This is a genomic window from Streptomyces sp. NPDC048254 (assembly GCF_043201895.1).
In the GTDB taxonomy this organism is placed as follows: domain Bacteria; phylum Actinomycetota; class Actinomycetes; order Streptomycetales; family Streptomycetaceae; genus Streptomyces.
This window is the reverse complement of the sequence record NZ_JBICZJ010000009.1, coordinates 111,188-136,248: the sequence shown is the minus strand read 5'-3', so window position 1 is coordinate 136,248 and position 25,061 is coordinate 111,188. Positions and strand designations below refer to the sequence as shown.

Annotated in this window: 23 protein-coding genes; 9 read left to right on the top strand and 14 right to left on the bottom strand. The window is 72.9% G+C overall.

Annotation, left to right across the window (positions count from 1 at the left end; all coding sequences use genetic code 11):
* The 6 genes from ACGFZQ_RS25205 to ACGFZQ_RS25180 all read right to left on the bottom strand — a co-directional run bounded on the left by ACGFZQ_RS25205 (position 1) and on the right by ACGFZQ_RS25180 (position 8,777).
* On the bottom strand, positions 1-603 hold the full coding sequence (locus ACGFZQ_RS25205) for a flavin reductase family protein (protein ID WP_393842445.1): 603 nt from the start codon (positions 601-603) through the stop codon (positions 1-3).
* A 108-nt stretch (positions 604-711) separates the two neighbouring features.
* Positions 712-1,548, bottom strand: coding sequence for an enoyl-CoA hydratase/isomerase family protein (locus ACGFZQ_RS25200; protein ID WP_393842209.1), 837 nt, complete (start codon positions 1,546-1,548; stop codon positions 712-714).
* Positions 1,549-1,555: 7 nt separating this feature from the next.
* Entirely contained in the window at positions 1,556-3,784 is a 2,229-nt protein-coding gene (locus tag ACGFZQ_RS25195) for an acetate--CoA ligase family protein (RefSeq protein WP_393842208.1), read from the bottom strand.
* Positions 3,785-3,902: 118 nt separating this feature from the next.
* Entirely contained in the window at positions 3,903-5,453 is a 1,551-nt protein-coding gene (locus ACGFZQ_RS25190; RefSeq protein WP_393842207.1) for a flavin monoamine oxidase family protein, read from the bottom strand.
* A gap of 205 nt (positions 5,454-5,658) precedes the next feature.
* A complete protein-coding gene (locus ACGFZQ_RS25185) occupies positions 5,659-6,816 on the bottom strand; it encodes a flavin-containing monooxygenase (protein WP_393842206.1) in 1,158 nt (385 codons plus the stop codon).
* A gap of 314 nt (positions 6,817-7,130) precedes the next feature.
* Entirely contained in the window at positions 7,131-8,777 is a 1,647-nt protein-coding gene (locus ACGFZQ_RS25180) for a subtype B tannase (protein WP_393842444.1), read from the bottom strand.
* 213 nt (positions 8,778-8,990) lie between these two features.
* On the opposite strand from ACGFZQ_RS25180, the gene ACGFZQ_RS25175 reads away from it, so the two are divergent.
* From ACGFZQ_RS25175 to ACGFZQ_RS25165, 3 genes are all read left to right on the top strand, one after another.
* Complete coding sequence (locus ACGFZQ_RS25175) at positions 8,991-9,431, top strand: Zn-ribbon domain-containing OB-fold protein (protein ID WP_382533418.1); 441 nt, start codon at positions 8,991-8,993, stop codon at positions 9,429-9,431.
* 139 nt (positions 9,432-9,570) lie between these two features.
* The gene (locus ACGFZQ_RS25170) at positions 9,571-10,176 is read left to right on the top strand and encodes a GNAT family N-acetyltransferase (protein ID WP_393842205.1); all 606 of its coding nucleotides are present in this window, start codon (positions 9,571-9,573) and stop codon (positions 10,174-10,176) included.
* Between the two features lie 40 nt (positions 10,177-10,216).
* A complete protein-coding gene (locus tag ACGFZQ_RS25165) occupies positions 10,217-11,161 on the top strand; it encodes a GNAT family N-acetyltransferase (protein ID WP_393842204.1) in 945 nt (314 codons plus the stop codon).
* Positions 11,162-11,603: 442 nt separating this feature from the next.
* On the opposite strand, the gene ACGFZQ_RS25160 is transcribed toward ACGFZQ_RS25165, so the two are convergent.
* Positions 11,604-12,275, bottom strand: a complete 672-nt coding sequence (locus tag ACGFZQ_RS25160; protein WP_393842203.1) for a pyridoxal 5'-phosphate synthase — start codon at positions 12,273-12,275, stop codon at positions 11,604-11,606.
* 154 nt (positions 12,276-12,429) lie between these two features.
* Here ACGFZQ_RS25160 and ACGFZQ_RS25155 point away from each other — a divergent pair, with 154 nt between their 5' ends.
* A complete protein-coding gene (locus ACGFZQ_RS25155) occupies positions 12,430-12,897 on the top strand; it encodes a hypothetical protein (protein WP_393842202.1) in 468 nt (155 codons plus the stop codon).
* A gap of 8 nt (positions 12,898-12,905) precedes the next feature.
* Here ACGFZQ_RS25155 and ACGFZQ_RS25150 read toward each other — a convergent pair whose 3' ends face one another.
* Positions 12,906-13,913, bottom strand: a complete 1,008-nt coding sequence (locus tag ACGFZQ_RS25150) for an expansin EXLX1 family cellulose-binding protein (RefSeq protein WP_393842201.1) — start codon at positions 13,911-13,913, stop codon at positions 12,906-12,908.
* Between the two features lie 205 nt (positions 13,914-14,118).
* Entirely contained in the window at positions 14,119-15,288 is a 1,170-nt protein-coding gene (locus ACGFZQ_RS25145; RefSeq protein WP_393842200.1) for an acetyl-CoA acetyltransferase, read from the bottom strand.
* 99 nt (positions 15,289-15,387) lie between these two features.
* On the opposite strand from ACGFZQ_RS25145, the gene ACGFZQ_RS25140 reads away from it, so the two are divergent.
* Complete coding sequence (locus tag ACGFZQ_RS25140; protein WP_393842199.1) at positions 15,388-16,572, top strand: acyl-CoA dehydrogenase family protein; 1,185 nt, start codon at positions 15,388-15,390, stop codon at positions 16,570-16,572.
* Positions 16,569-17,033 (top strand): nitroreductase family deazaflavin-dependent oxidoreductase, encoded by a 465-nt coding sequence (locus ACGFZQ_RS25135; RefSeq protein WP_393842198.1) that lies wholly within the window; start codon positions 16,569-16,571, stop codon positions 17,031-17,033. The genes ACGFZQ_RS25140 and ACGFZQ_RS25135 overlap by 4 nt, the downstream gene beginning before the upstream one ends.
* Positions 17,034-17,105: 72 nt before the next feature.
* Here ACGFZQ_RS25135 and ACGFZQ_RS25130 read toward each other — a convergent pair whose 3' ends face one another.
* On the bottom strand, positions 17,106-17,732 hold the full coding sequence (locus ACGFZQ_RS25130) for a LysE family translocator (protein WP_393842197.1): 627 nt from the start codon (positions 17,730-17,732) through the stop codon (positions 17,106-17,108).
* A gap of 82 nt (positions 17,733-17,814) precedes the next feature.
* Here ACGFZQ_RS25130 and ACGFZQ_RS25125 point away from each other — a divergent pair, with 82 nt between their 5' ends.
* Positions 17,815-18,267 carry an Lrp/AsnC family transcriptional regulator gene (locus ACGFZQ_RS25125; RefSeq protein WP_351737295.1) on the top strand — a complete coding sequence of 151 codons (453 nt, stop codon included), beginning with the start codon at positions 17,815-17,817 and terminating at the stop codon, positions 18,265-18,267.
* Between the two features lie 75 nt (positions 18,268-18,342).
* Here the strand turns inward: ACGFZQ_RS25125 and ACGFZQ_RS25120 are convergent, their stop codons facing one another.
* Positions 18,343-18,990, bottom strand: a complete 648-nt coding sequence (locus ACGFZQ_RS25120) for a TetR family transcriptional regulator (protein WP_393842196.1) — start codon at positions 18,988-18,990, stop codon at positions 18,343-18,345.
* 156 nt (positions 18,991-19,146) lie between these two features.
* On the opposite strand from ACGFZQ_RS25120, the gene ACGFZQ_RS25115 reads away from it, so the two are divergent.
* Together ACGFZQ_RS25115 and ACGFZQ_RS25110 are read left to right on the top strand one after the other, a co-directional pair.
* A complete protein-coding gene (locus ACGFZQ_RS25115; protein WP_393842195.1) occupies positions 19,147-19,869 on the top strand; it encodes a VOC family protein in 723 nt (240 codons plus the stop codon).
* A 219-nt stretch (positions 19,870-20,088) separates the two neighbouring features.
* Positions 20,089-22,425, top strand: coding sequence for a PQQ-binding-like beta-propeller repeat protein (locus tag ACGFZQ_RS25110; protein ID WP_393842194.1), 2,337 nt, complete (start codon positions 20,089-20,091; stop codon positions 22,423-22,425).
* Positions 22,426-22,635: 210 nt separating this feature from the next.
* Here the strand turns inward: ACGFZQ_RS25110 and ACGFZQ_RS25105 are convergent, their stop codons facing one another.
* Genes ACGFZQ_RS25105 through ACGFZQ_RS25095 form a run of 3 tightly spaced genes read right to left on the bottom strand, consistent with a single transcriptional unit; the run spans position 22,636 to position 24,975 of the window.
* The gene (locus ACGFZQ_RS25105) at positions 22,636-23,409 is read right to left on the bottom strand and encodes an enoyl-CoA hydratase/isomerase family protein (RefSeq protein ID WP_393842193.1); all 774 of its coding nucleotides are present in this window, start codon (positions 23,407-23,409) and stop codon (positions 22,636-22,638) included.
* Entirely contained in the window at positions 23,406-23,819 is a 414-nt protein-coding gene (locus tag ACGFZQ_RS25100; protein WP_393842192.1) for a Zn-ribbon domain-containing OB-fold protein, read from the bottom strand. Before ACGFZQ_RS25100 ends, ACGFZQ_RS25105 begins: the two co-directional genes overlap by 4 nt.
* Before the next feature lies 1 nt (position 23,820).
* Positions 23,821-24,975 carry a lipid-transfer protein gene (locus tag ACGFZQ_RS25095; RefSeq protein WP_393842191.1) on the bottom strand — a complete coding sequence of 385 codons (1,155 nt, stop codon included), beginning with the start codon at positions 24,973-24,975 and terminating at the stop codon, positions 23,821-23,823.
* Positions 24,976-25,061 lie beyond the last annotated feature (86 nt).

The window sequence follows — 25,061 nt, the reverse complement described above, 5'->3', positions numbered from 1 at the left end:
CTAAAGCAGGAAGCGCCCCCTGTGGAACAGTAACGGCGCCTGGCACGGGTCGTCGCCCACACCCAGCGCGTTCACCCGGCCCACCACGATCAGGTGGTCGCCGCCCGTGTGGACGGCGTGGATCGCGCAGTCGATCCAGGCGGCGGCGCCGGTCAGGCGGGGTGCGCCGGACACCGGGGCCGTGTCGTACGCGACCCCCGCGAACTTGTCCGCGCCGCTCACCGCGAAGGCGCGGCACAGCTCGCCCTGGCCCGCGCCGAGGACGTTGACGCAGAAGACGCCCGCGCGGGCGATGCGCGGCCAGGTGGCCGACGTACGGCCGACCATGAAGCAGATCAGGGGCGGGTCGAGGGAGAGGGAGGAGAAGGACTGGCAGGCGAAACCGGCGGGGGAGGGATCGCCTTCGGCGGCCGGTGAGGTGACAACGGTCACTCCGGTCGCGAAGTTCCCCAGGACACGCCGGAACTCCGTCGGGTCGACCGGCGCCCGCTCGTCCGCGCGTACACACCGCAACTCCGGGCGCGGCAACGCCTCCACGGGCCCCGGCGAGGGGGCCGACCTGAGGTAGCGGACAGCGGCCGCGGCCGCCCCTGCGTGTCCCATCATCCATTCATTGAAGCTGACGGCACGTCAGATGGGAAGGTCGGTGCCGGACGCCGTACGACCGCTTCGTCCGCTGCGCGCACCCTGCGGATCCCCGGACGGCCGGCCTCACCGTCCCCGGAACTCCGGGCTTCTGCGTTCCACGAAGGCCCGCAGGCCCTCCTGGGCGTCCCGCGTCGTCATGTTGATCTCCTGGGCGGCGGACTCGGCCGCGAAGGCGGCTGCCCGGTCGCTGTCCAGGGACGCGTTGACCAGCTGCTTCGTCAGGGCGAGGGTGCGCGTCGGACCGGTGGCGAGCCGGACGGCCCAGTCCCGTGCCGTCTTGGCCAGCTCCTCGTCCGGTACCACCCGGTTGACCAGGCCGAGCCGTTCGGCCTCCGGCGCGGAGAGGGTGTCGCCGAAGAACATCAGCTCCTTGGCGCGGTGCGGGCCGATCAGACGGGGGAGGAGATAGGCGCCGCCGCCGTCGGGAACCAGGGCGCGGCGGACGAACACCTCGATGAAACGGGCTGATTCGGCGGCCAGGACCAGGTCGCAGGCGAGCGCGAGATGGGCGCCGAGGCCGGCGGCGGTGCCGTTGACCGCCGCGATCACCGGCTTCTCGCAGTCGAGGACGGCGCCGACCAGACGCTGGGCGCCGAGCCGGATGGTGCGGGCCACGTCGCCGGGGAGGCGTTCGGCCGTGGCGCCGCCGCGGAGGTCGGCGCCCGCGCAGAAACCCCGGCCGGTCCCGGTGACGACCACGGCCCGTACCGAGGGGTCCGCGGAGGCTTCGGAAAGCAGGTGGATGATGCGTTCCCGCTGGTCAGGGGTGATGGCGTTGAGGGCCTCGGGGCGGTTGAGGGTGATCTGCGCGACCTGGTTGTCAGTGGCGTGCAGTACCAATGACTCAACGGAAATTTCCGGCTCGTCATTCTTTACGGGCTCACGGGGGGAATTAGGCATGTTCATCTCAGCGGCACACCGCCAGCGCGTCGAGCGCCACCGCGCCCTGCCCCTCGGGCAGCACCATCAGGGGGTTGATGTCGAGTTCGGCGAGCTGGTCGCCGAGTTCCAGGGCCATCCGCTGGACGCGCAGGATCACCTCGACGAGCGCTTCGAGATCGGCCGGCGGCCGCCCCCGGACCCCGTCCAGCAGGGCCCGCCCGCGCAGTTCGGCGAGCATGTCCCGGGCCTGCTCCTCGCCGAACGGCGGCACGCGTACGGCCGCGTCGTGCAGGACCTCGACCAGGACCCCGCCCAGCCCGACGGTCACCGTCGGCCCGAACAGGGCGTCGTGCGTGACCCCGACGACCATCTCCACGCCCCGCTCGACCATCTGGCAGACCAGCACACCGTCGAGGGTGACGCCCTCGTAGCGGGCGATGTCGGTCAGCTCCCGGTAGGCGTCCCGGACCTGGCTGGCGGAGGTCAGCCCGATCTTCACCAGGCCCAGCTCGGTCTTGTGGGCGATCTGCGCGCCGGACGCCTTCATCACCACCGGGTACCCGACCAGTGCCGCCGCGCGCACGGCGGCGGCCGCGCTGGTCACCAACTGCTCGCGCGGCACCCGTATGCCGTACGCGCGCAGCAGCTGCTTCGCCGCGTGCTCGCTCAGCTGCTGCCCCGGCCGCATCAGCGCGAGCGCCTTGCGGTACGAGGGCGAGGGCGTGCGCGGGGCCTCGTCGAAGGGGGAGTGGTAGGCGCGGACGAAGCGGTGGTGGTCGAGGTAGGCGCGGACGGCGGTGAGACAGTTGCCGACCGTGCGGAACGTGGCCACCCGGGAGGAGCCCAACAGGACCTCGCGGTAGGCGGGTTCGGTGCCGACCGGCGAACCCCACACCACGCACACCAGCTTGTCGGTCGCCTCGGCCGCGTCGACCAGATCCCGCACGAGGCGGTCGCTGAGCGGCGGGAAGGGCCCGGTGATCGGGCAGATCAGCACCCCGACCTCCGGGTCGGCGAGGATCGCGTCGATGATCTTCCGGCCGCGCCAGTCGCCCACCGGATGACCGCCGTTGTCGACCGGGTTGGCCACGCTCAGGTACTCCGGTATCCACTGGTGCAGCTCGGCCTGCCGTGCCTCGGACAGCACCGGCAGCCGGAGCCCCGCCCCGGACGCCAGGTCCGCGGCGTGCGCTCCCGTGCCGCCCGAGATCGAATAGACGACCACCCCGTCGGCGTGCGGCGGCCGTGCCCGGGCCAGCAGGGCGGCGGTGTCCTGGAGTTCGTCGAGGCCGTCGACGCGGATCACCCCGTACTGGCGCAGCGCCGCGTCGACCACGTCGTCCGCGCCGGTCAGCTTGCCGGTGTGGGAGGCGGCGGTGCGGGCGCCGGCCTCGGTGCGGCCGACCTTCACGGCGACCACCGGCACCTTGCGGCGGGCCGCGCGGTCGGCGGCCAGCAGGAAGGCGCGGCCGTCCTTGAGGCCCTCGACGTAGCAGGCGATGGCGCCGACCTCGGGGCGCTCGGCGAAGTAGGAGATGAAGTCGGCGGTCTCCAGGTCGGCCTCGTTGCCGGTGGGCGCCCAGTGCGAGAGGCGGATGCCGAGTTCCTGGGCGGCGAAGACGGGCCGGCCCTGGTGTCCCGACTGGGTGATCAGCGCGATCGCCGGCCCGTCCAGGTCGTCCCGGAAGCGCTCGAAGGCGTTCAGGTTGGTGTTCGGGCCGAGCAGCCGCAGCCCGGAGCGGCGTACGGCGGCCGCGAGCCGGACCTGGGCCGCCGCCCCCTCCTCGCCGGTCTCGGCGAACCCGGAGGCGAAGGCCACGGCGAACCGCACCTTGGCCTCGGCGAGTTCCTCGAGCACCGGAAGGGGGTCGGCGACCAGGAGTACGGCGAGGTCGACCTGCTCGGGCAGGTCGGCGACGGAAGGAGCGCAGGCGATGCCGAAGACCGACGGCCGGGCCGGATGCACCGGGTGCACCCGGGCCCCGACCCGCTCGGCCCAGTCGAGGATCTGCCGGGTGATACCGGTGTTGGGCCGCCCCTCGGCGTCCGAGGCGCCGATCACGGCGACGGACTCGGGCCGGAAGAACCTGTCCAGATCCGGTACGTCCGCGTACAGCGGCCGTCCGCTGACGTCCTGCTCGTCCGCGTCGGCCGTCCGGCCGTGGACGGCGGGCCCGGGTCGCTGCTCACCGCAGGCGATGACCCGGGCCCGGCGGGAGTCGGTGGTGAGGGTGCCGTGGGTTGATCCAAGCATCGTTCCGCCCGCTCCTGTGTGACAGCACAATTAACTGACGCAGTGTCAGATTACTGAACTGACGCTGCGTCAGGAACTGGTCTGCACGCAAAGTTGAGCCCGAAAGCAGCCTGTCTTCTCACCCGAGGGTGGCCAGCACCTCCTTCGCCACCCGCTCGCCCGACCGCACCGCCCCGTCCATGAAGCCCGTCCAGAACGTGGAGGTCTCCGTCCCGGCCCAGTGGATCCCGCCCACCGGCTCGCGCAGCGCGGCCCCGTACTCGGTCAGCACACCGGGCGGCGCGTAGGCCACCGGGCCGCCCCGTGAGAAGCCCTCATTGTCCCAGCGTTGCAGCACGAAGGAGGCGGGAGATCCGGCCTTGTCCCCGAAGTAGTTGACGTAGTCGGCCAGGACGGCGGCCTTGACGTCGGCGACGCTCGCCGCGTCGTACACCCGCATCTCGTCGGCCTCGATGAAGCCCATCAGCGCCCCGTAGGAGGCGTCCGGCGGGGAGTTGTCGAAGGTCGAGCGGACCACGCCGGAGTCGCTGACGGCCTGCCCGTTGAGGCCGGCGGCCCGCCAGAAGGGGGTGTCGTAGACGGCGATGGCCTTGCCGATCGAGCCCATCGGCATCCGCTGGGTGAGCTGGTCGCGGGCGGCCGGAAGCAGCGGATCGTAGGTGATGCGGGCGGCCAGCGGCGGCGGCACGGCGACCACGACCCGGGTCGCGTTGACCGTGATCCCGTCCGCCGTGACGACGTACGAGCCGCCGGACCCGACGATCGACCGCACCGGCGCGCTCAGCACCACCCGGTCGCCGAGGGCCGCGGCGAGCTTGATCGGGACCTGCTGGGAGCCGCCGACGAAGCGGGACTCCTGGGCGCCGCCCGCGGTGTCGGTGAGCCGCTCCAGGGTGCCGGCGGTGGACTCGTTGCCGGCGGCGGCGATGTAGTAGAGGACGTAGAGGAGGGAGAGTTCGCGGGGCTGGGCCGAGAAGATCGATGTGCAGGCCAGGTCCAGGAGGAACTTGGCGGACGGGACGATCGCGTGGGCGTTCAGCCAGCTCTCGAAGGTCTGCCTGTCCCACTCGGCGGCCTTGGCGGCGGTCCAGGGCGCGTCCACCGGCACCTGCGCGGCCATGCTGTCCAGCTCGGACTGCACGATCGCCGCGTTGGCGAGTCCGGCCGCGTCGACCGGTGGCACCGAGCCGAGCAGGCCGCTGGTGTCGTAGGGCGTGCGCTTGCCGTCCTTGTAGAGGAGGTTGTCGCCCGTGTTGTAGGTGGCGAAGGTCGCCACGCCCAGGGAGTCGGCGAGGGCCTTGAGGCGGTCCTGGGTGGGGCCGATGAACTCGCCGCCGCCCTCGGTGTGACCGCCGCCCGCCAGCGCCAGGTTCACCACCCGGCCGCCGACCCGGTCCCGGGCCTCCAGCACGGCCACCGACCTGCCGCCGGCCACCAGGTCGCGGGCCGCGGTGAGCCCGGCGAGGCCGCCGCCGACGATCGCGACGTCCACGGTCCGGGAGGCGGCCGAGGCGGCCGAGGTGGTCGATGCGACTGCGGTGGCCGCGGTGGCCGCGGTGGCCGTACCGGCGGAGACCGCGGTGAGGCCGGCCGCCCCGGCGGCGGCGCCGCCGAGGAGGGAGCGGCGGGAGAGGGACCTCGCGGGGGAGAGCTGTCTTTCGCGTGCCACGTGCGTCCTCCGTCATGAGCGAGAGGGGTGGAGCCGGAAAGTTGAGCAGGGCTCACATTCTGGGCTCGGACACACGGATAGTGCTACCGCCGGTAACAAAGAACTCCCGTCGCATCCGTCACATGGGCAACGAGGCGCATACATAAGGAGGTTGAGGATCCCTACGCCGTCCGGGGGGCGGGTCACGCCGTCCGGGGCGGTCGGTCTAGGCCGCCCGCTGTCGCTTGGCGACGGACTTCGCGATCTTCTGCGCGTCGAGCGCCATCTCCCGGAACATGCCGCTGATGGGGTTGGTGTAGCCGGTGAAGTAGAGGCCGGGGGCGTGCTTCGGGCTGCGGGGTCCGTGGGTGGCCGGATGGCCGCGGTCGTCGAGGACGCCGAGGTGGCCCACCAGGTCCTCCAGTGCGCGCACGTATCCGGTCGCGGCGATCACCGTGTCGGGGGAGGCGAGGGTGCCGTCGGCGAGTGTGACCTTGCCGTCCTCGAAGCCGTCGACGGCGGCCACGATCTCCACCTTCCCCTCCCGCACCGCGTCGACGAGGCCGACGTCCAGGATCGGGATGGCGCCCTGCCCGACCCGGCTGTAGAGGCCGGTGCCGGGGCGGGGCAGGCCCTGGGCGGCCAGGTCGGGCACGCTGACCTTGGCCATCGTGCGGGCCAGCCGGTCGACGAGGGACACCGGGAGGCGTCGTACCAGGATCGAGTTGTACTGGGCGGCCCAGCCGGCGGTGGAACGGCGCACGATGTGCGGGACCGTGCGGACGGCGAGCCGTACCCGGGAGGCGCCGCCCTCCACCAGGTCGACGGCGATCTCGGCGCCGGTGTTGCCGGCGCCGACGACGAGGACGTCCTGCCCGGCGAAGGGCTCGGCGTTCCGGTACTCGCCTGCGTGCAGGAACCGGCCCCCGTAGGTGGCCAGGCCGGGCCAGTCGGGGATGCGCGGGGTGTGGTTGAAGCCGGTGGCGACCACCACCGCGGAGCCGGTCAGCTCCCGGCCGCCGGAGGCGTGCAGCAGCCAGCCGTCGCCGGCGGGCGAGCGCTCCACCCGGGAGACCTCGACGCCGGTGACGATCTCCAGTTCGTGGTGCTCGGCGTACTTCTCCAGGTAGCGCACCACGTTGTCGCGGGAGACCCAGCGGCCGAAGCGGCGCGGCATGGGCAGGCCGGGCAGCGCGGAGAGACGGCGGGTGGTGTGGAGACGGAGGCGGTCGTAGTGGTGGCGCCAGGAGGAGCCGACGTCGTCGGACTTCTCCAGGACGACGGCGCGGATGCCCCGGGCTCGCAGCGCGTACGCGGCGGCGAGACCTCCGGGGCCGGCGCCGATGACGTAGACGGGCGAAACGGTGGGGGGAAACACGGCCATGGGCGGGAGCGTAATCACGCGTCACGTTGATGGGTCTCGGTCAAGACCGGAATTGGTTGCGGATTGATCACACCCGTAGGAGAAGTGAGTGGGACTTGTGACGTAGCCCACTTCATCTGAACGGAAACCGAACAGAAGGGGCGGGAAAAGGCCCGCGCCGCCGGGCTCCGGTGCGCGGGAGCCCGACGGCGCGGGTGGGCGGTGTCCTTGGACAGACGGGAAAAGGACACCGCGTTCGGGGAGGCTATCGCGGTCGTGAGGGGCCTATCTCGATTGTGAGAGGTTCTTACTTCCGCGGCGGTTTCTCAGTCCCGCTAGCCCTTCTTGCCGTTGCCGTTGCCGTTGCCGTTGCCGTTGCTGTTTCCCTTGGTCTTGCCCTGGCCGAAGCCCGTCACCTCGGCGATCCAGGTGATGAAGTCGCCCGGGTCGGTGTTGGCGCCATGGCCCTGGTCCCAGTAGTAGAGGTGGTTCACGTCGTCGCCGAGGTTGTCCAGGCGGGCCGCCAGGTTCGCGGAGATGACGTGCGAGGTGTCGGTGTCATTGATGCCGAGACGGATCCACCAGTGCTTCGAGCGCTTGCCGTTGACCTTCTCCACCAGGTGGTACATCGGGTTCATCAGGTTCAGCTTCTCGGGGATGTCGCCCGCGACCCGCTTGGTGCCGAGACCGGTGGAGTCATTCTTCGCGCCGTAGGCCGTGAAGTGGCGGCTTTCGGTCGTACCGGCTCCGAACTCATTGTTTTCGCCGGCGGACAGGTCGAAGGCGTCGAAGGCGGGGGTGGTCTTCTTGCGGGCGCCGACGTGGGTGAGGTAGTCGTCCCAGCCGAAGGTGGCCTTGCCGCCGGACCAGGTGATGAAGGTGTTGGCGGCCAGATAGGTCTCGCGGTCCGAGTCCGACAGGGCGGCGAGGTAGGTGGTGGCGGACGGCTCCAGGTACTGCTTGAGCAGGTACTCGTCGTAGTTGCGGGCGGTCAGCGGGCCGAAGCCGTCCAGGCCGCGCAGCTTCAGGCTCGCCTGGTACTCGGCGAACTGCGCCCGCAGGTCCTTCGACACGGCCTGGTCGACGACCTTGCCGGTGGACTGGGTGACGTTGGAGCCCCAGTTCCACTCGTAGCCGCCGTCGGCGTGCTCCAGGTCCGTGATCGGGCACCAGGCGCCGGTCGCGAAGATCGCGTCCGAGGCGTCGGCCGCGCCGATCTCCTTGAGGTACTTGTCGTAGATCGGGCTGTCGCCGGAGGCGCCGAGCAGCGAGGACAGGGCGCCGCCCGCACTGGTGCCGGCCGAAACGATCCGGTCGACGTCGCCGGGGATGAGGCCGCGGTTGGCCTTCACGTACCGCACGGCCGCCTTGAGGTCGACGATCGCGGCGGGGGCGGTGCCGTAGTACTCGCCGTCGGAGTTCTTGAGGGTGCGGCCGCGGGCGCCGGGCTCGACCACCACGTAGCCGGCGGCCAGGGCCAGCAGCTGGTTGGAGGCGGTGGCGCCGCCGGTGGCGTTGGTGTTGCCGTTCGCGTTGGAGGTGGTGGAGGCCGAGGCGCTGGGCGCGGCGCTGCCGGTGGGCGCACCGCTCGGGGCACCGCCGCCGGCGCTCATGCCGCCGGCGCCGACACCGGTGGCGTCCGCCACGGAGGAGGGCATGTACCCGCCGACGGAGTTGGCGAACAGGATCGGCGCGTTCGTCGGGTCGACCGTCTCGCCGTCGATCTCGACCGGGGCGCTGACGACGAGCGACTGGTAGGTCTCGTCCACCGGGTTGGCGACATAGGTGATCGCCTTCCAGAAGTGGTACGTCACCGAGTGGTCGTCGCCGTCCGTGTCCGTGACGGTCGTCGTCAGCTTCGTGTACGCGTCCGGGTCGAACTTAAGGGAGCCCGAGGAGCCCGAGGAGGAGTCGCTCGACGCCTGTGCGCTGAGGGCGATGCCGCCGACTGCTGCGACACCGGCCGTGGCGCCGATGCCCATGACCACGGTCCTGCGCTTCACTGCCCTGTGCTTCACCTTGCTGCCTCTCGTGTGCGGGCTCCTTGGCCTTGCGTATGCGAACGTAATTCGGCGCCAACAAAATCGTCAACAATCTGCCGGGATTCATGGCGGACTCACAACCCCATGGGAAACGCACAGCTTTTGCTCATCGCCCTCTGGGCTCCCGCATCCATCTGACATAACGTCAGATTCATGGATGCGACGAGTGCGCCGACCGCGACGACCGCCGACCGGGCCCGCCCGGCCGCCCGGCGGTACGACCTCCCCGAACCGGACGCCTTCACCCGCCCCTACTGGGAGGCGGCGGCCGAGGGCAGGCTCCTTCTCCGCCGCTGCGGCTCCTGCGGCCGGGCCCACCACTACCCCCGGGAGTTCTGCCCGCACTGCTGGAGCGAGGACGTCACCTGGGAGCCCGCGACCGGCCGCGCGAGCCTCTACACCTGGTCCGTCGTGCACCGCAACGACCTCCCGCCCTTCGGTGACCGCGTCCCGTACGTCGCCGCCGTGGTCGACCTGGCGGAGGGCCCGCGCATGATGACCGAGCTGGTGGACACGCCCGAGCCGCGCGCTGGACTGGAGCTGGCGGTCGCCTTCCGGGAGGGCGTGCCGGTGTTCCGCCCCGCGGCACGCTGAACAGCGAGCGGCCGGGGCAGCGGGCGGCCAGGACGGAGGGCGGCCGGAACCGGGAGCGGTCGGCACAGGGGGCGGCCGGAACAGGGAACGCGCCGAAACGGGCTGGGCCATCACCCGGCACAGAGGCTTCAATGACCCCATGGCCCAGATCGACGAACAGCCCGCCGCCCGCCGCCCCGACGTCACCCCGCACGGTCACGGTCTGCGCCTCGACCACTGGAACCCGGACTCGCGGGCCCACGCCGAGGCCTGGCTGTGCGGCCGTACCGACCTGGACTTCCTCCGCTGGAACACCCCGCTCCAGCCGGACATCGACCTCGCCGGGGCCCGTGCCGCCCTGCTGAGGCAGCGGAAGCAGGCGGCCGCCGGCGGCTGCGCGCCGTTCCGGATCGCGGACGCGGAGAGCGGTACAACCCTCGGGCACATCGGCATCAACATGATCGACCGGGTGTCCCGTTGCGCCCGGGTCGGCTACTGGGTGCTCCCCGAGGCGCGGGGCCGCCGGGTCGCCACCCACGCCCTGGCCCTGGCCGCCCGCTGGACCTTCACCGAGCTGGGCCTCTACCGCCTGGAGTTGGGGCACGCCCTCGGCCACGAGGCGTCCTGCCGGATAGCGCGGACGTGCGGATTCCCGTACGAGGGGACGCTGCGGGGCGCGATGTTCGAGGCGGGCCGGCCGAACGCGTTCCGGGACGCGCACCTGCACGCCCGCCTCGCCTCGGACCCGGCGCCGGCGCTGGATTAATTCGCGTGCGGGGGGCGGCGGCCGACCGCGACCATCGACCATGGCCTCCGAGACACCCGCATCCGAAGCGTCCGAAGCAACCGAAGCATCCGAAGCCACCGACACGTCCGAGGCAACCGACGCGTCCGACTGGCACTTCACCTCCGACGTGGACGAATTCCTCGACCACGCGCAGGACTTCCTCGACTCCCGTCCGGACCTGCACACCGTCCATCTGACGGTGACCCGGCAGCTGAGGCACAGCGGCCCGTCGGCGTACGGCGACCAGCCCCCGTTCCTCGGCTACCTGACCCGGAGCGACGGCAGCGTGGGCGCGGCCCTGCTGCACACCCCGCCGTACGCCCTGCGCACCACCCGCCTCACGGCCGGGGAGACCGAGGCACTGGCCTCCCGGCTCCTCGCCGTCGGCCACCCGGTCTCCGGATTCGCCGCCGAACGCGCCACGGCGGAGGCGTTCGTGGCGGCCTGGGAACGGCGGACCGGGACGCCCGGGAAGCTCCATGACCTCGAACGGCTCTACCGGTTGGACGAGTTGACGGTTCCCGCGCCGGTGCCGGAGGGCCGGGCGAGGGTGGCCGGGCCGGCGGACCGGGAGCTGCTGATCCGCTGGTACGGCGGCTTCGTCGCCGACGCGGGCCTGCCGGGCGGCCGGGACGGCGGGGACTGGGCCGACTTCCGGTTCTCCTACGGCGGCATCACGCTCTGGGAGACCCCCGACGGCACCCCGGTGTCCATGGCCGGCGTGACCCCGACGGTCGGCGGCCAGGCCCGGGTCGCGCCCGTCTACACCCCGCGCGAGCTGCGTGGCCGCGGCTATGCCGGCGCGGTGACGGCGGAGGTCAGCCGGGTGGCCCTGGCCCAGGGCGTCGGCGAGGTCCTCCTCTTCACGGACCTGGCGAACCCGACGAGCAACGCGCTCTACCAGCGCATCGGCTACCGGCAGGTGGCCGACTGGGCGGTGTACGACTTCGGGGAGCGGGCGTAGGGGCGGGCTGGCGCCTACGGCTGGCGCGCGCCGTGCGATCCGGCGCGCACGTCCGGCGCGCGCCGTGCGGAACCGGCGCTCGCGGCTGGCGTGCGTGGCGAGTGAGCGGCGCTCGCAGCCGGGTGTGCGCCGTGTGGCACGGCGCACGCGGCCGACGTGCCCCGTGCGGAACCGGCGCTCGCGGCTGGCGTGCGTGGCGAGTGAGCGGCGCTCGCAGCCGGGTGTGCGCCGTGTGGCACGGCGCACGCGGCCGACGTGCCCCGTGCGGAACCGGCGCTCGCGGCTGGCGTGCGTGGCGAGTGAGCGGCGCTCGCGGTCGGGTGTGCGCCGTGCGGCACGGCGCGCGCGGCCGGCGTGCCCCGTGCGGAACCCGCGCTCGCGGTCGGCGTACGCGGCGAGGGGTCGGCGCTTGCAGCCGGGCGGGCGCCGTACCGCACGGCGTTCACGGCCACAGCAGTTGCTTCCGCCAAGTCCCGTCCTCCTCCTCGACGTACCGGAGCCGGACATGGCGTCGGTCCGGGTCGCCCTGGAAGAACTCGGCCTCCTCCGGGCGCAGCCGGTAGAGGGTCCAGGTGGGGGAGGGGGCGGTCGGGTCGGCGCGGGCTCGTTCCCAGGCCGCCTCCGACTCCTCCCGCAGCTCCTCCAGCGAGGACAGGACGCCGCTCTGCCTGCCGGTGAGCGCCGCCGCCAGGGCGCCCGTCGAGCGGGCGTGCAGGTCCGCCTGGCCCTCCTCCGACGGGGCCGGGGTGACCGGCCCGCGGAGCCGGACCTGGCGGCCCAGCACCGGCCAGTAGAAGGCCAGCGCCGCGTACGGGCGGGCGGTCAGCTGATGCCCCTTGCGGCTGGTCAGATGCGACGCGAAGGACCAGCCGTCCGGGTCCGCGCCGTGCAGCATCACGATCCGTACGTCCGCCCGGCCCTCCTCGTCCGCCGTGGCCAGCGACACGGTGTGCGGCTCCGGCTGCCCGGCCGCCACCGCCTCCGCGAACCACGTGGTGAAGAGGGGGAGCGGGGCATCGGGTGCCGACGCCGGGTCGAACGGCCGTAGCTCCGTGGTCTCGGGGGACCAGACCCGGAGCGACTTCAGGAGCGTGTGAAGATCCGTTGCTGCCATGTGCCGAGTATCACTCGGGGACCTCGCGAGGCCGCACCATCAGGACGTCCTACGGTGGCCCGGCGTGCCCCGGGGGGGCACGGGGACCGGACTCCCCGGGCACAACCGAGCAAATCCCTGCGAACACCTGTGCCCCGGCCCCACACTGTCCGGCATGAGGGGACCCAGGACCGTGCGGGTGGCCGTACGCCACGTACTCGGCGACGCCGGGCGGCCCAGGACGCGGACCGTCACCTGGGCCGCGCGTGACTTCCGGCTGGTCCGGCCGGCCGAGGGCCGGGACCGCGTCGAGCTGGAGTGTCCGGTCTGCTCGGCCGCGCTCGTCGCCGAGGTCCGCGACCACGCCCGTACCCGGCGCATCCGCCTGACCTGGGGCACGGTCTCCCTGCTCGCGCTGGTGCTGTTCGCCGCCTCGCTGGCCTACGCCGTCCACGAGGGCGGCCGGACTCTCCCGGCCGGGCAGTCGCCGCCGCTGCTCCTCCCGGTCAGTGTGGCCGCGGCCGTCGTGACCCTGATCGTCGCCCCGGCCGCCTGGGCGATCGCCCGCACCCACATCGGCGTCACCCTCGTCGACGCCCCCGGCCCCCGCCGCGGCCATCGCATCGTGCCGGTGCGCCGCTGAGGCACCCCTCAGTGCCGGGCGAACTGGACCCCGGTCCGCTGGACCGCGTCCGGGCGTACCGGGAGCGCGGGCACGGTGAGCTGTTCGCCGTAGATGTCGGTGAGGCGGAGTTCGCCGCCGCAGCCGGTGCCCTGTTCGGAGAGGAAGTAGTTGTACCCGGTGCGGGTCAGCGCCAGCCAGCCGCCGCCGGTGCGGACCTCCAGGCGGGCCAGCGGATTGCGGTGGCCGATCGCCTGGATGCCGCACCAGTACTGGGTGGAACCGGCCTTGTAGCGGATCGACACCGTGTCCGAGGTGGCCGGGCTCAGCAGGCTCCAGGTGATCGCGATCCGGCCCGCCGAGAGGGGCGCGAGCTTCGCGAACGCCTGCCGGCTGAGGTCGAGTTGGCCGACCGCACAGGGGGCCGGGCACTCGTTGGTGATGCGTACGGTGATCGACGTGCCGCTCGCCGCGCGGACCGAGACGTACGCCCCGCAGGCCTTCGCCGTCTCGTAGTCCGCGGTGTTCATCGCCGCGGTCATGACGTCGTCGGTCGGGCCGAACGAGCAGGCGCCGTCGCCGTTGCCGACGTCGTAGGAGGTGGCGACCCCCTGGTAGGTGGCCCCGGGCCGGATCCGGCCGGCCGCGGGGGCCGTGGTGGTGGACGGGGTGCGGGCGGTGCCGGCCGCCGCGCGCCGGGCCGGGGCGGCGGACGGAGCCGCGGACGCCGTCGGCGTGGTCCGTGCGCTCGCCGTGGGCTTCGATGACGCCGACGATCCCTTGGAGGGCGTCGCCGATGCCGTCGCCGTCGTGCTCGCCTCGGCTTCCGGCGAGGCCGTGGCCGAGGCCGCGGACACCGCCCGGTCCGCGGCCCCCTGCCCGGCGCCGGCCGTGCCGTCGGGGCGGAAGGCGACGACCAGGGTCACGACCAGGGCGACGGCGGCCACGGCGGCCACCGCGAGGAGAGGGCCGCGGACCGGGCGCCACTCGAAGTTCTGGTCCGGACGCGGACGACGGCGATGTGAGGAGGAGGCCACGGAGCGATCCTTACGCGGTTCGGCGGTGCACGTCCTTCGAACGTCTCGTTCTGGACGTCGAAGCTTCCGGAACGCAGTCGCCGCCGCGGCCCGGAAGGTTGCCGCGGCCCGGAAGGTTGCCGCGGCCCGAAAGGTTGCCGCGGCCCGAAAGGCTGCCGCCGTCCTCCCCCGCCCCAGGTGTCACCCCAGCCCCTCGCCCCCGCTGTCACCCCCGCCCCAGCACCACCGTCCCCGACGAGCAGAACCAGCCCCCCGTCCCCGACGCCACCCCCAGCTCCGGCAGCCCCCCGTCCGCCCGGCGCACCTGCCGGTCACCGGCCTCACCGCGCAGCTGCCGTACCGCCTCCACCAGCAGGAACAGCCCCCGCATGCCCGGGTGCTGGGCCGACAGCCCGCCCCCGTCCGTGTTCACCGGGAGCTCTCCGCCCTCGACCCGCAGCCGCCCCTTCTCCACGAACGCCCCGCCCTCGCCCTTCGCGCAGAAGCCCAGGTCCTCCAGGGTCACCAGCGTCATGTAGGTGAAGGCGTCGTAGATCTCGGCGAAGTCCACCTCCGAGGGCCGTACGCCCGCCCGCCGGAAGGCCAGTTCGCCGCTCACCGCCGCCGGGGACACCGTGAAGTCCGCCCACTCCGACATGGTCGCGTGCGAGACGCACTCACCCGTGCCGAGGATCCACACCGGGGAGGTCCGGCACTCCCGTACGTACTCCTCGGCCGCCAGCAGCACGGCCGCGCCGCCGTCGGAGCGGATGCAGCAGTGCAGCTTGGTGAAGGGGTCGGCGATCATCGGGCCGGACAGGACCTCGTCGACCGTGACCGGGGTGCGGAACATCGCCTCCGGGTTCAGCGCCGCGTTCGCCCGTGCCTGGACCGCCACCTCCGCCAACTGCTCGATGGTCGTGCCGTGTTCGATCATGTGACGGCGGGCCGCCATCGCGTACTTGGCGATGAGCGTATGGCCGTAGGGGACTTCGAATTGCAAGGGCCCCCGCGCGCCGAAGGACAGGTCACCCGTCCTGCGGCCCGCCTTGATGTCGGCGCGGGCCGTCGAGCCGTACACCAGCAGGACCGCGTTGACATGGCCGGCCGCGATCGCGTCCGCCGCGTGGGCCGCCATGACCTCCCAGGTGGAGCCGCCGACCGAGGTGGAGTCGGCCCAGGTGGGGCGCAGGCCCAGGTACTCGGCCACCTCCACCGGGGCCAGGGTGCCCAGGCCCGCGGAGGCGAAGCCGTCGACCACCTCCCGGCGTAGGCCGGCGTCGGCGAGCGCGCGGCGGGCCGCCTGGGCGTGCAGGGCGTAGGCGGTGGCGTCGTCCACGCGGCCGCAGTCGGACAGGGCCACGCCGACCACGGCGACCTTGCGGGGTCCGGTCATGAATCTGACGGTACATCAGATCCGCTCCACTCCGCCCCTGTGCATCTGCATCCAACGCCCCTAGCATGACGGGCCGTCAGATCGTCAGGAGGTCCGGTCATGGACGCCCGCTTCACCGACGAGCAGGACGAGATCCGGCGCGCCCTGCGTGAACTGCTCCACAAGCGCTGCGGGACGGAGGACGTACGGGCCGCCGTCGACCGGCCGGAGGGGCACGACCCCGCCCTGTGGACCGCCCTCGGCGAACAACTCGGCCTGCCCGGACTCGCCCTGCCCGAGGAGTTCGGCGGGGCCGGCTGCTCCGCCACGGAAGTCGCGCTGGCCGCAGAGGAGTTGGGGCGCGCGCTCGCCCCCTCCCCGTTCCTCGCCACCGCCGTCCTCGCCGCCCCGCTGCTGCTCGCCCTCGGCACCGGCGCCCAACGCGCCGAGTTGCTCCCGAGGATCGCCGACGGCAGCCTCACCGCCGCCCTCGCCGTCCCCGGCACCCGGCTCGGCACCGCCCTCGCGCTCACCGGCCCCGGCGGCGGCGACTGGGCCGGCGGCGGACGGGCCGGCGGTGTCCAGGCACGGCATCAGGGGGACCGGTGGCAGCTGTACGGAGAGGCCGACCAGGTGCTGGACGGGCACAGTGCCGGCGTGCTGCTGGTCCCCGCGCACGCCGGCGGGTACGCCCGCTCGCGCGTCCTGCTCTTCCTGGTGGCGGGGGACGCCGACGGGGTCGTACGGACCCGGCGCACCACCCTCGATCCGACCCGCCCCCAGGCCAGGGTCCAACTGCGCCATGTGGCCGCGGAACCGCTGGGCGACGAGGACACCGACGTCCGGCCCGCGCTCGCCGCACTCGGCGACTCCGTGGCCGCGGTGCTCGCGGGCGAGGCCGTGGGGGCCGCGGACCGGGCGCTGGAGCGCACGGTGGAGTACGTGAAGCAGCGGGAGCAGTTCGGGCGGGCGATCGGGTCGTTCCAGGCCGTCAAGCACCGGCTGGCCGATGTGCACGTGGCGGTACGGGCGGCCCGGTCGGCCGCCTACTACGCGGCCTGGGCGACGGCCCAGGGGGAGCCGGTGGGCGCACTGGCCCTGGCCCAGGCGCTGGAGGCGCTGCGGACCGCCGCCGCGGAGGGGATCCAGCTGCACGGCGGGATCGGGTTCACCTGGGAGCACGAGGCGCATCTGTCCTTCAAGCGGGCGGCCGGGGACGAGCTGCTCTTCGGGCCCGTGCACCGGCTGCGCGGGCAGGCCGCCGACGCGGCTGGGCTGTTCGGGGGACAGGGGGTGGCGGTGTGATCGGCGAACGCCTGGTGCGGAAGGCGGCGGCCAGCCGCGGGTTCCTGAAGGTCGCCCCGCATGTGGTCCCGGCCCTGGACCGGGCCGTGCACCGGCTCAGCGGGGGCCGGCTGCTGCTCAGCGCGCAGATGCTGCCGGGGGCGATCCTGACCTCCACGGGGGCGCGCAGCGGCCTGCCCCGGCGTACGCCGCTCGCGTGCATGCCCCAGGAGGACGGCTGGCTGCTCGTCGGGTCCAACTACGGCCGGACCGACCACCCCGCCTGGACCTACAACCTCCTCAGGCATCCCGCCGCCGAGATCAGCTGGAAGGGCCGGGACATACCGGTCACGGCCCGGCTGCTGACGGGGTCGGAACGGGCGGCCGCCTGGCGTGAACTCCTGCAGTTCTGGCCGCCGTACGCGACGTACCAGGAGCGGGTGGACCGGGAGCTGCGGGTCTTCCGGCTCACTGCCCCGTAAGGGGAGCAGGGGGTGCAGCGGGAGCGGCGGTCACGGCGCGTGCTGCACGGCTCGCCGGGGCGCGGCGGTCGGTCACAGCGCGTGCTGGGCCAGCAGCAGGGCGCCGATGCCCAGCATCGCCGCCCCCGAGGTGCGGGTGACCGCCCGGGCCGCCCTCGGGCGCGCCGACAGCAGACGGCGGGCCAGGGTGCCGACGGCGAGGTAGACGGCCGCGCAGGCCGCCATGTGGAGGGCGCCGAGTACGGCCGTCTGGGCGGCCACCGGGGCGTGGTCGCCCCTCGTCACCAGGAACTGGGGGAGTACGGAGAGGTAGAGCAGCAGGCCCTTGGGGTTGAGGCCGCTGATCGCCGCACCCCGCCAGAAGTCCGGCCCCTCCGTCCCGGCCGCCGCCTCTTCCGCCTCTCCCGCCTCCACCGGTACCGCCGGGCGCCGCAGCACGCTCCACCCCAGCCACACCAGATACGCGGCTCCGGCCACCGTCAGGACGGTGAGCAGCGCGGGCGAACTCGCCACCAGCACCGCGAGCCCCGCGACCGCGAGCGCCGTGTGCAGCGCGTACCCGGCGACCAGGCCCGCCACCGCGCGCGGCACCGAGCGGCCGCGCACTCCGGCGGCGATCACGAACGCCCAGTCGGCGCCCGGCACGCACACCAGCAGCAGGTCCACGGCGAGGAAGGAAATCAGGGGTCCGGTGTCCATGGCAGGGACATTAAGGGTGAAAGGCCCGAAAGTGTTGTCGAAATTTGCTCGCGACCAGCTGTTCCGGGGGAGAATCTTCCCCATGGACCACGTGGACCGGAAAATTCTTGCCGAGCTTCAGCAGGACGGGCGGCTGACCGTGACCGAGCTGGCCGGGCGGGTGCGGCTGAGTGTCTCGCCGTGCCACCGGCGGCTGCGCGAGCTGGAGCGGTCGGGGGCGATCAGCGGGTACCGGGCGGTGGTGGACCCGGCGTCCGTGGGGCTGACCTTCGAGGCGCTGGTCTTCGTCTCCATGCGGCAGGAGGACCGGGACACGGTCGCCGACTTCGAGCGGGCGATCGCGGAGATCCCCCATGTGCTGGACGCGCAGCGGCTGTTCGGCGAGCCCGACTACCTGCTGCGGGTGGCCACCGCCGACCTCGCCGCCTTCCAGCGGCTCTACGACGAACGGCTCGCGACCCTGCCGGGCGTACAGCGCCTCACCTCGACCCTGGTGATGAAGCACGTGGTCCGGGACCGCCCGCTGCCGGCGTGACGGAACGGGTAGCGCAACAGGCGGTGGCCCACCTCCGGTGAACCACCGCCTGCCAGACAGGACCCAGGGCGCGGGTTACTTCGTGGGCTTCTTCCCGGTCACGCCCAGGTGCACCAACAGCGCGAGGTTCGGCTTGAGTTCGGCCTGCTTCACGCCCCAGGACTGGAAGCCCTTCTGGTGCGAGGCGACCGCCGCGAGCATCGCGACCAGCGAGCCGGCCATGGCCGCCGGGTTCACGTCCTTGTCGACCTTGCCCTTGGACTGCAACTCCGTGATGGAGTCGGTCAGGGAGTTGTTCACCGAGTTGAGGATCTTCATACGGATCTTGTAGAACCGTTTGTCCCCTTCGGCCGCGCCGAGGTCGACCACGCGCAGGATCGCGTCGTTCTTGCGCCAGAACTCCAGGAAACCGTCCACGAGTTCCTGCGCGGTCGCCCAGCCGGCCTTGCCGACCCAGGAGCGCCCTGCCAGCAGCTCGGTCAACTGGCCGCCCTCGGTGGCCATGTGCTCGGCGATCTCCAGGACGGCGCCCTCGACGTCCGGGAAGTACTGGTAGAAGGTCGCGGGCGAAGTACCCGCCTTCCGGGCGACATCGATGACCTTGACGTCCCGGTAAGGGGAGGAGCTGAGCATCTCGCTGAGGCAGTCGAGCAGCTTCTGCCGGGTCGCCTGCCCACGCCGGCCGGCCACGCGGCCGTCGACGGTACGCACTTGTCCTGTCATGCCGTCAGCTTACCGAGGGGTGATCGGAGCGCGATTCGGCCGACTGCAAATGGGGTGCACGGGTGTATGGGGGGTGGGTGACGGGTGCGTGGGGGGTGCCACCCCAGGTGGTGCGGCTGGTCTGCGGGGTGCGAGCCGGGCGGTTACTTTGACGACATGGCCGAAAACAGGGCATCCGCGTACACGGAGGGCGTCCCGTGCTGGGTGGACGTGCAGCTTCCCGACGTCGAGGCGGGCAAGCGGTTCTACGGCGGGCTCTTCGGATGGACCTTCGAGGACGCCGGAGGTGTGGCCGTGTGGGCCCGGCTGGACGGCGCGGCCGTCGCCAGGCTGGCACGGAAGCGGGACGGCCGGATGCCCACCGTCTGGACGGTGTACTTCGCGACCCCGGACGCGCGGGGCCTGGCCCGGCGGATCCTCGCCGCCGGCGGCCAGATCGTGAACGACCCGGTCCCCGTCCGTGACCTCGGCACCGCCGCCCTGGTCGCCGACCCCCAGGGCGCCGTCTTCGGCCTCTGGCAGGCCGCGAGTCATCCCGGTTTCGGCGTCCGGCACGCCCCCGGCACCTTCGCCTGGGCGCAGCTCTACACCACCGACATCCACGCGGCCAACACCTTCTACGGCCACCTCTTCGCCGCCGCCCTGTTCGGCACCGGCGCCGACCCGGACTTCGGCCGCGCTCCCGTCTCCGACGTCTTCTACCCCGGGATGCCGCCGCAGTTCGTCGTCCACTTCCGCACCGGGGACGTGGGGGCCGCGGTCGAGGCCGTGCGGCAGCTGGGTGGCCGGGTCCAGGCGCCGCCCTTCGAGACGTCGTACGGAAAAGTGGCCGTCGTGACCGACAATCAGGGGGCGTCCTTCGCGCTGCTGCAACGCTGACGCCGGATGTAGACGGATGTAGACGGATACAGACGGCTCTCGGTGGATAAATGTCTCACTTTGTCACGTGACACCCCGATTGGTCGCCGGGTTCGCAACCTGTGCCCGGGCCAGGAAGAATCAGGGTGCGTGCCGCCATGGCGGTGCGGTGGTGAGACGCTGCACGGGGTCGCGTACATATGTGGGTGGACGGGGCCCGTACGGGGAGGTGGCAGGCAAGTGGTGGATCAGCTGACGCAGCACGATCCGCGGCGGATCGGGCCGTTCGAGGTGCTGGGACGGCTGGGGGCCGGCGGCATGGGGCTGGTCTATCTGGCGCGCTCGGCGTCCGGCCGGCGCGTGGCGATCAAGACGGTCCGGACCGAGCTCGCCGAGGACCAGCTGTTCCGGGTCCGCTTCACCCGCGAGGTGGAGGCGGCCCGCGCGGTCTCCGGCTTCTACACGGCGGCCGTGGTCGACGCCGACCCGCGCGCGGCGGTGCCGTGGCTGGCGACCGCGTACGTTCCCGCGCCCTCGCTCGAAGAGATAGTGAACGACTGCGGGCCGCTCCCGGCCCAGGCGGTCCGCTGGCTCGCGGCGGGCGTCGCGGAGGCGCTCCAGTCGATCCACGGCGCCGGCCTGGTGCACCGGGACCTGAAACCGTCGAACGTCCTCGTCGTGGAGGACGGCCCCCGGGTCATCGACTTCGGTATCGCGTCCGGCGTCTCGAACACCCGTTTGACGATGACGAACGTCGCGGTCGGCACCCCCGCCTACATGTCCCCCGAGCAGGCCAAGGACTCCCGCAGCGTCACCGGCGCCAGCGACGTCTTCTCCCTCGGCTCCATGCTCGTCTTCGCCGCCACCGGCCACCCGCCCTTCCACGGCGCCAACCCGGTCGAGACCGTCTTCATGCTGCTGCGCGAGGGCCCGGACCTCGAAGGCCTCCCGGAGGAACTCCGCCCCCTCATCGAGTCCTGTATGCAGATGGAGGCCGTCGGCCGCCCCAACCCGGCCGACCTCCAGGCCCAGCTGGCCCCCCATCTCTTCGGCTCCGGCTCCGACGACAGCGGTACGGCGTCCGCGTGGCTGCCCGAGAAGGCGGTCGCGCTCATCGAGTCCCGGCGCGGCGGCCGCCCGGCCGTGAAGCCCTCCGCCAGCCCGTCCGGCGCCCGCAGCGGCGGCCGGCTCGCGGTCCCCCCGCCGCCCTCCTACGACCCCGTCGTCCCGGTCCCGGTCGGCGCCCCCGACGCCGGCCCGGTCCGGCTGGCCGGCGCCCAGGTGCCGATCGGCCCCGGCCCGCGGGTCGCCGACGCCCGCGCCGCCGCCGTCAAGGCGCCCCCGCCCGAGGCCGGCCTGGTGGCCAACTGGTCTCGGCCGCGTCCCGGCGTCAACGGCGCCGATCCCGCCGTACCGCCCGTGCCCGTCCAGCCCCCGGAGACGGCGTCCGGCTGGCGGCCCTGGCGGTTCCGGATGTCCAACGACGTCTGGGGCACCCCGGCCGTCGACGGCGACCTCGTCTACGTCACCTCCTTCGAGGTGCACGCCCTCGACGTCGCCACCGGTCGGCGCCGCTTCAAGACGAGGGACGTCGCCTGGTCCATGGCGGTGGCGGACGGCCGTATCCACGCCTCCGACGGACCGACCCTGTTCGCCCTGGAGGCCCGCGAGGGCGGCGACCTGTGGCGGCTGTCCACCGACGCCTGGGTGTACGCCCTCAAGGCCGACCGCGGCACCCTCGTCACCGGCACCCGGGGCGGCGGCGTCCAGGCCTGGGAGGCCTCCAACGGGCAGAGACTCTGGGAGCTGTCCGGCGCCCAGACCGACTTCGAGGCCCCCGAGTCCGGGCCCTCCCTGCACGAGGGCACGGTCTTCGTCTGGCAGGACGCCCGCCTGCGCGCGCTGGACGCCAGGACCGGCGACGAGCGCTGGTCCTACCCCATCGGCGACGCGGCCTCCTGCGGCGGCGTCCCGGTCCGCCTCACCCACGCCCCCGACGGCTTCGTGTACGCCTCCGCGGGCACCCGCGTCATCGCCCTCGACGCGGCGACGGGGCGCGTCCGCTGGCACTTCGAGGCGCCGGCCGTCTTCCTCTCCCCGCCGGCCTTCGTACCCGGCCCCGCGGTCACCGGCGGCGGCGTCTACCTCGCGGACTATCTCGGCACCGTGTACGCCCTCGACGCCACCGACGGCCGCGACCGCTGGCGGATCGCGACGGAGGCCCGCGCGTCGATCGAGCCGGTGCTGGTGGCCGCCGGGCAGGTGCACGTCGGCAGCGGCAAGGGGCTGTACACCCTGGACGCGGTCACCGGGACGCCCAAGTGGCGCTTCCAGGCGGGCGGGGACGTGGTGGGGGCGCCGGTGGTGGCGGAGGGCCGGATCCACTTCGGCTCCACCGACCATCTCCTCTACACCCTGAAGGCCGACGACGGACGCCTGCGGTGGAAGCTGGCGACCGGCGGGGAGATCACCGGGTCGCCGGTGGTGCGGGACGGGGTGGTGTACGCGTGCAGCAAGGACCGGTGCGTGTACGCGCTGGACGCGGAGAAGGGGACGGGGACGGCGCGCACGGCGTGAGTGCCGGGACCGGTTGAGTGGCGGCTGCGGCGGCGTGGGGGCCGTTCGCGCAGTTCCCCGCGCCCCTGAAAGAAGGGGCGCTGCCAGGCCACGACGTACCCGGGACGGCCGTCGCACGGAAGGGTTGTGCACGGCGGCCGTCGCTCGGGGTGGGAGTCGGCTCCCACAGCGAACGCTACGCCCGTCGGCCCACCCCCGCCACGCGGTGACTCAGCGGATACGGGGCGTGGTCCGGGGCCGGTTGCCGAACAGTTCGGCCTGCCGGTCGTCCGGCAGGTTCCCCAGCGCGATCAGATACGGCGCCTGCCCGTACCCCCGCTCCCGCGCCGCCTCCTTCGCCGCCCACAGCGCCCGCACGCTCCCCTGCACGCCCTCGGCCGGATACCCGGCGATCACGGTCGCGCACCGCACGGCCGCCTCCAACGCCGCACCGGCGGGCGTCACTTCGGACACCAGCCCCACCTCGTACGCCCGCCGGGCGGAGACACGCTCGGCGTTGCCCATGAGCACCAGCCGGGCCACCTCCCCGTACGGCATCCGCTGTGCCATCAGTACCGACTCGTACGCGCTGACCATGCCGTAGGAGGTGTGCGGGTCGAAGAAGGCGGCGGTCTCGTCGGCGATGACGAAGTCCGCCTCGCCGAGGAGGTAGAAGGCACCCCCGCAGGCCATTCCGGCCACGGCGGCGATCACCGGCTTCCACAGGTCGTTCGTCTTGGGGCCGATCGCGATCAGCGGATCGTCCTGGCTGTAGGGCGAGGACGGCTGCGGCACGACGGTGTCCCGGTCGAGACCGGTGCTGAAGGCGCGCCCGCCGGCACCGGTGAGGACGACGGCCCGTACGGCGTCGTCGAAGCGCAACGCCCGCCAGGTGGCGGAGAGTTCGGCGGCGGTCGCGAGGTCGATGGCGTTGAGCTTCGCGGGGCGGTCGAGGGTGAGGACGGCGACCCCGGTGTCCTTGTCCGTGTCGAGGCGCAGGCTCACGGCCGCTCCAGGACCCACTGCGGAAGACCGTCCGCGAACACCGCCTGCACCCTGGCGCCGATCCGGATCCGGTCGGGGGCGAGGGAGTCGAGCGGCGCCCCGGCCGCGCTGACCAGGTTCCCCACCAGGCGTATGCGCGGCAGGTCCGCCAGCTCGACGACCACGACGTTGTACGGCGCCTGCGCCGCGTACTCGGGGAGCAGCGGCGGGTGCGGGACGACGTACGACCAGATCCGGCCCCGGCCGCTCGTCGGCCGCCACTCGCTAGCGAAGGACTGGCAGTGCGGGCAGCACGGGCGGGGCGGGAAGCGGGGCTCGTGGCAGTCGGCGCAGGCCTGGACGCGGAGTTCGCCGAGCGCCGCGTACTCCCAGAAGGGCGCGCCGTCGGTGTCGGTGACCGGTGGCAGCATCTCAGCTCCGGTTGGTGAGGAGGAGGGCGGAGGTCGGCACGCCCTCGCCCGCGGTGACCAGGCAGGTGGCGGCGCCGGGGACCTGGGCGGTACTGGTGCCGCGCAGCTGCTTGACGCCCTCGGTGATGAGGTTGAACCCGTGCACGTAGGCCTCGCTGAGCCCGCCGCCCGCGGTGTTGACGGGCAGCCGCCCGCCGATCTCCAGCGCCCCCTGCTCGGTGAAGGCCCCGCCCTCCCCTCGGCCGCAGAAGCCGTACCCCTCCAGGGAGAGCGGGATCAGCGCGCTGAAGGCGTCGTAGATCTGGGCGACGTCGACGTCCTCCGGGGTGAAGTCGGCGTGCTTCCACAGGTGCCGGGCGGCGGTCCAGGCCGGACCGGTGAGCGGGTCGTCGTTCCAGTAGTTGACCATGCCGTGGTGCTGGGCGGGGAGGCCCTGGGCGGCGGAGTGGACGTAGACGGGTTTCCGGGCGCAGTCGCGGGCGCGCTCCCTGCTGACCACCACGCACGCCAACGCCCCGTCCGTCTCCAGGCAGTTGTCGAAGAGGCAGAGGGGCTCGCTGATCCACCGGGAGGTCATGTACATCTCGCGGGTCAGGGGGCGGTCGTACATGACGGCGGCGGGGTTCTGGTTGGCGCGGTTGCGGCAGGCGAGGGCGACGTTGAAGAGGTGGTCGCGGGTGGCGCCGTACTCGTGCATGTAGCGGCGGGTGAGCATGGCTATCTCGTCGGCGGGCCGGAGCAGGCCGAAGGGGCGGGTCCACTGGGCCGGGGTGGGCAGCTGGACGGTGGTGTTCGTCCAGGGGCGGGGTCCGGAGCCGCGCTTCCGTGATCGCCAGGCGACGCCGACCGTGGCCTGCCCGGAGGCGATGGCCGTGGCGAGGTGGGCGACGGTGGCGCAGGAGCCCCCGCCCCCGTACCCCACCTTGCTGAAGAAGGTCAGATCCCCGAACCCGACCGCCTTGGCCAGCTCCACCTCGTCGGTCTCCTCCATGGTGAAGGAGGCGAGGGCGTCGACCTCGCCGGGGGCGATCCCGGCGTCGTCGAGGGCGGCGAGGACGGCACGGCAGGCGAGGGTCCGCTCGTCCTCGTCGAGCCGTTTGGCGAAGGGGGTCTGTCCGATCCCGACGATGGCGGTGGCGTCCCGGATCCCGGCCATGTGCACACCTCCGCGAGCTGCTGAAGGGCTGCTGACAGTCAGTCAGGCTACAGCTAATCTGACGTACCGTCAGCTATGCGTTCTGT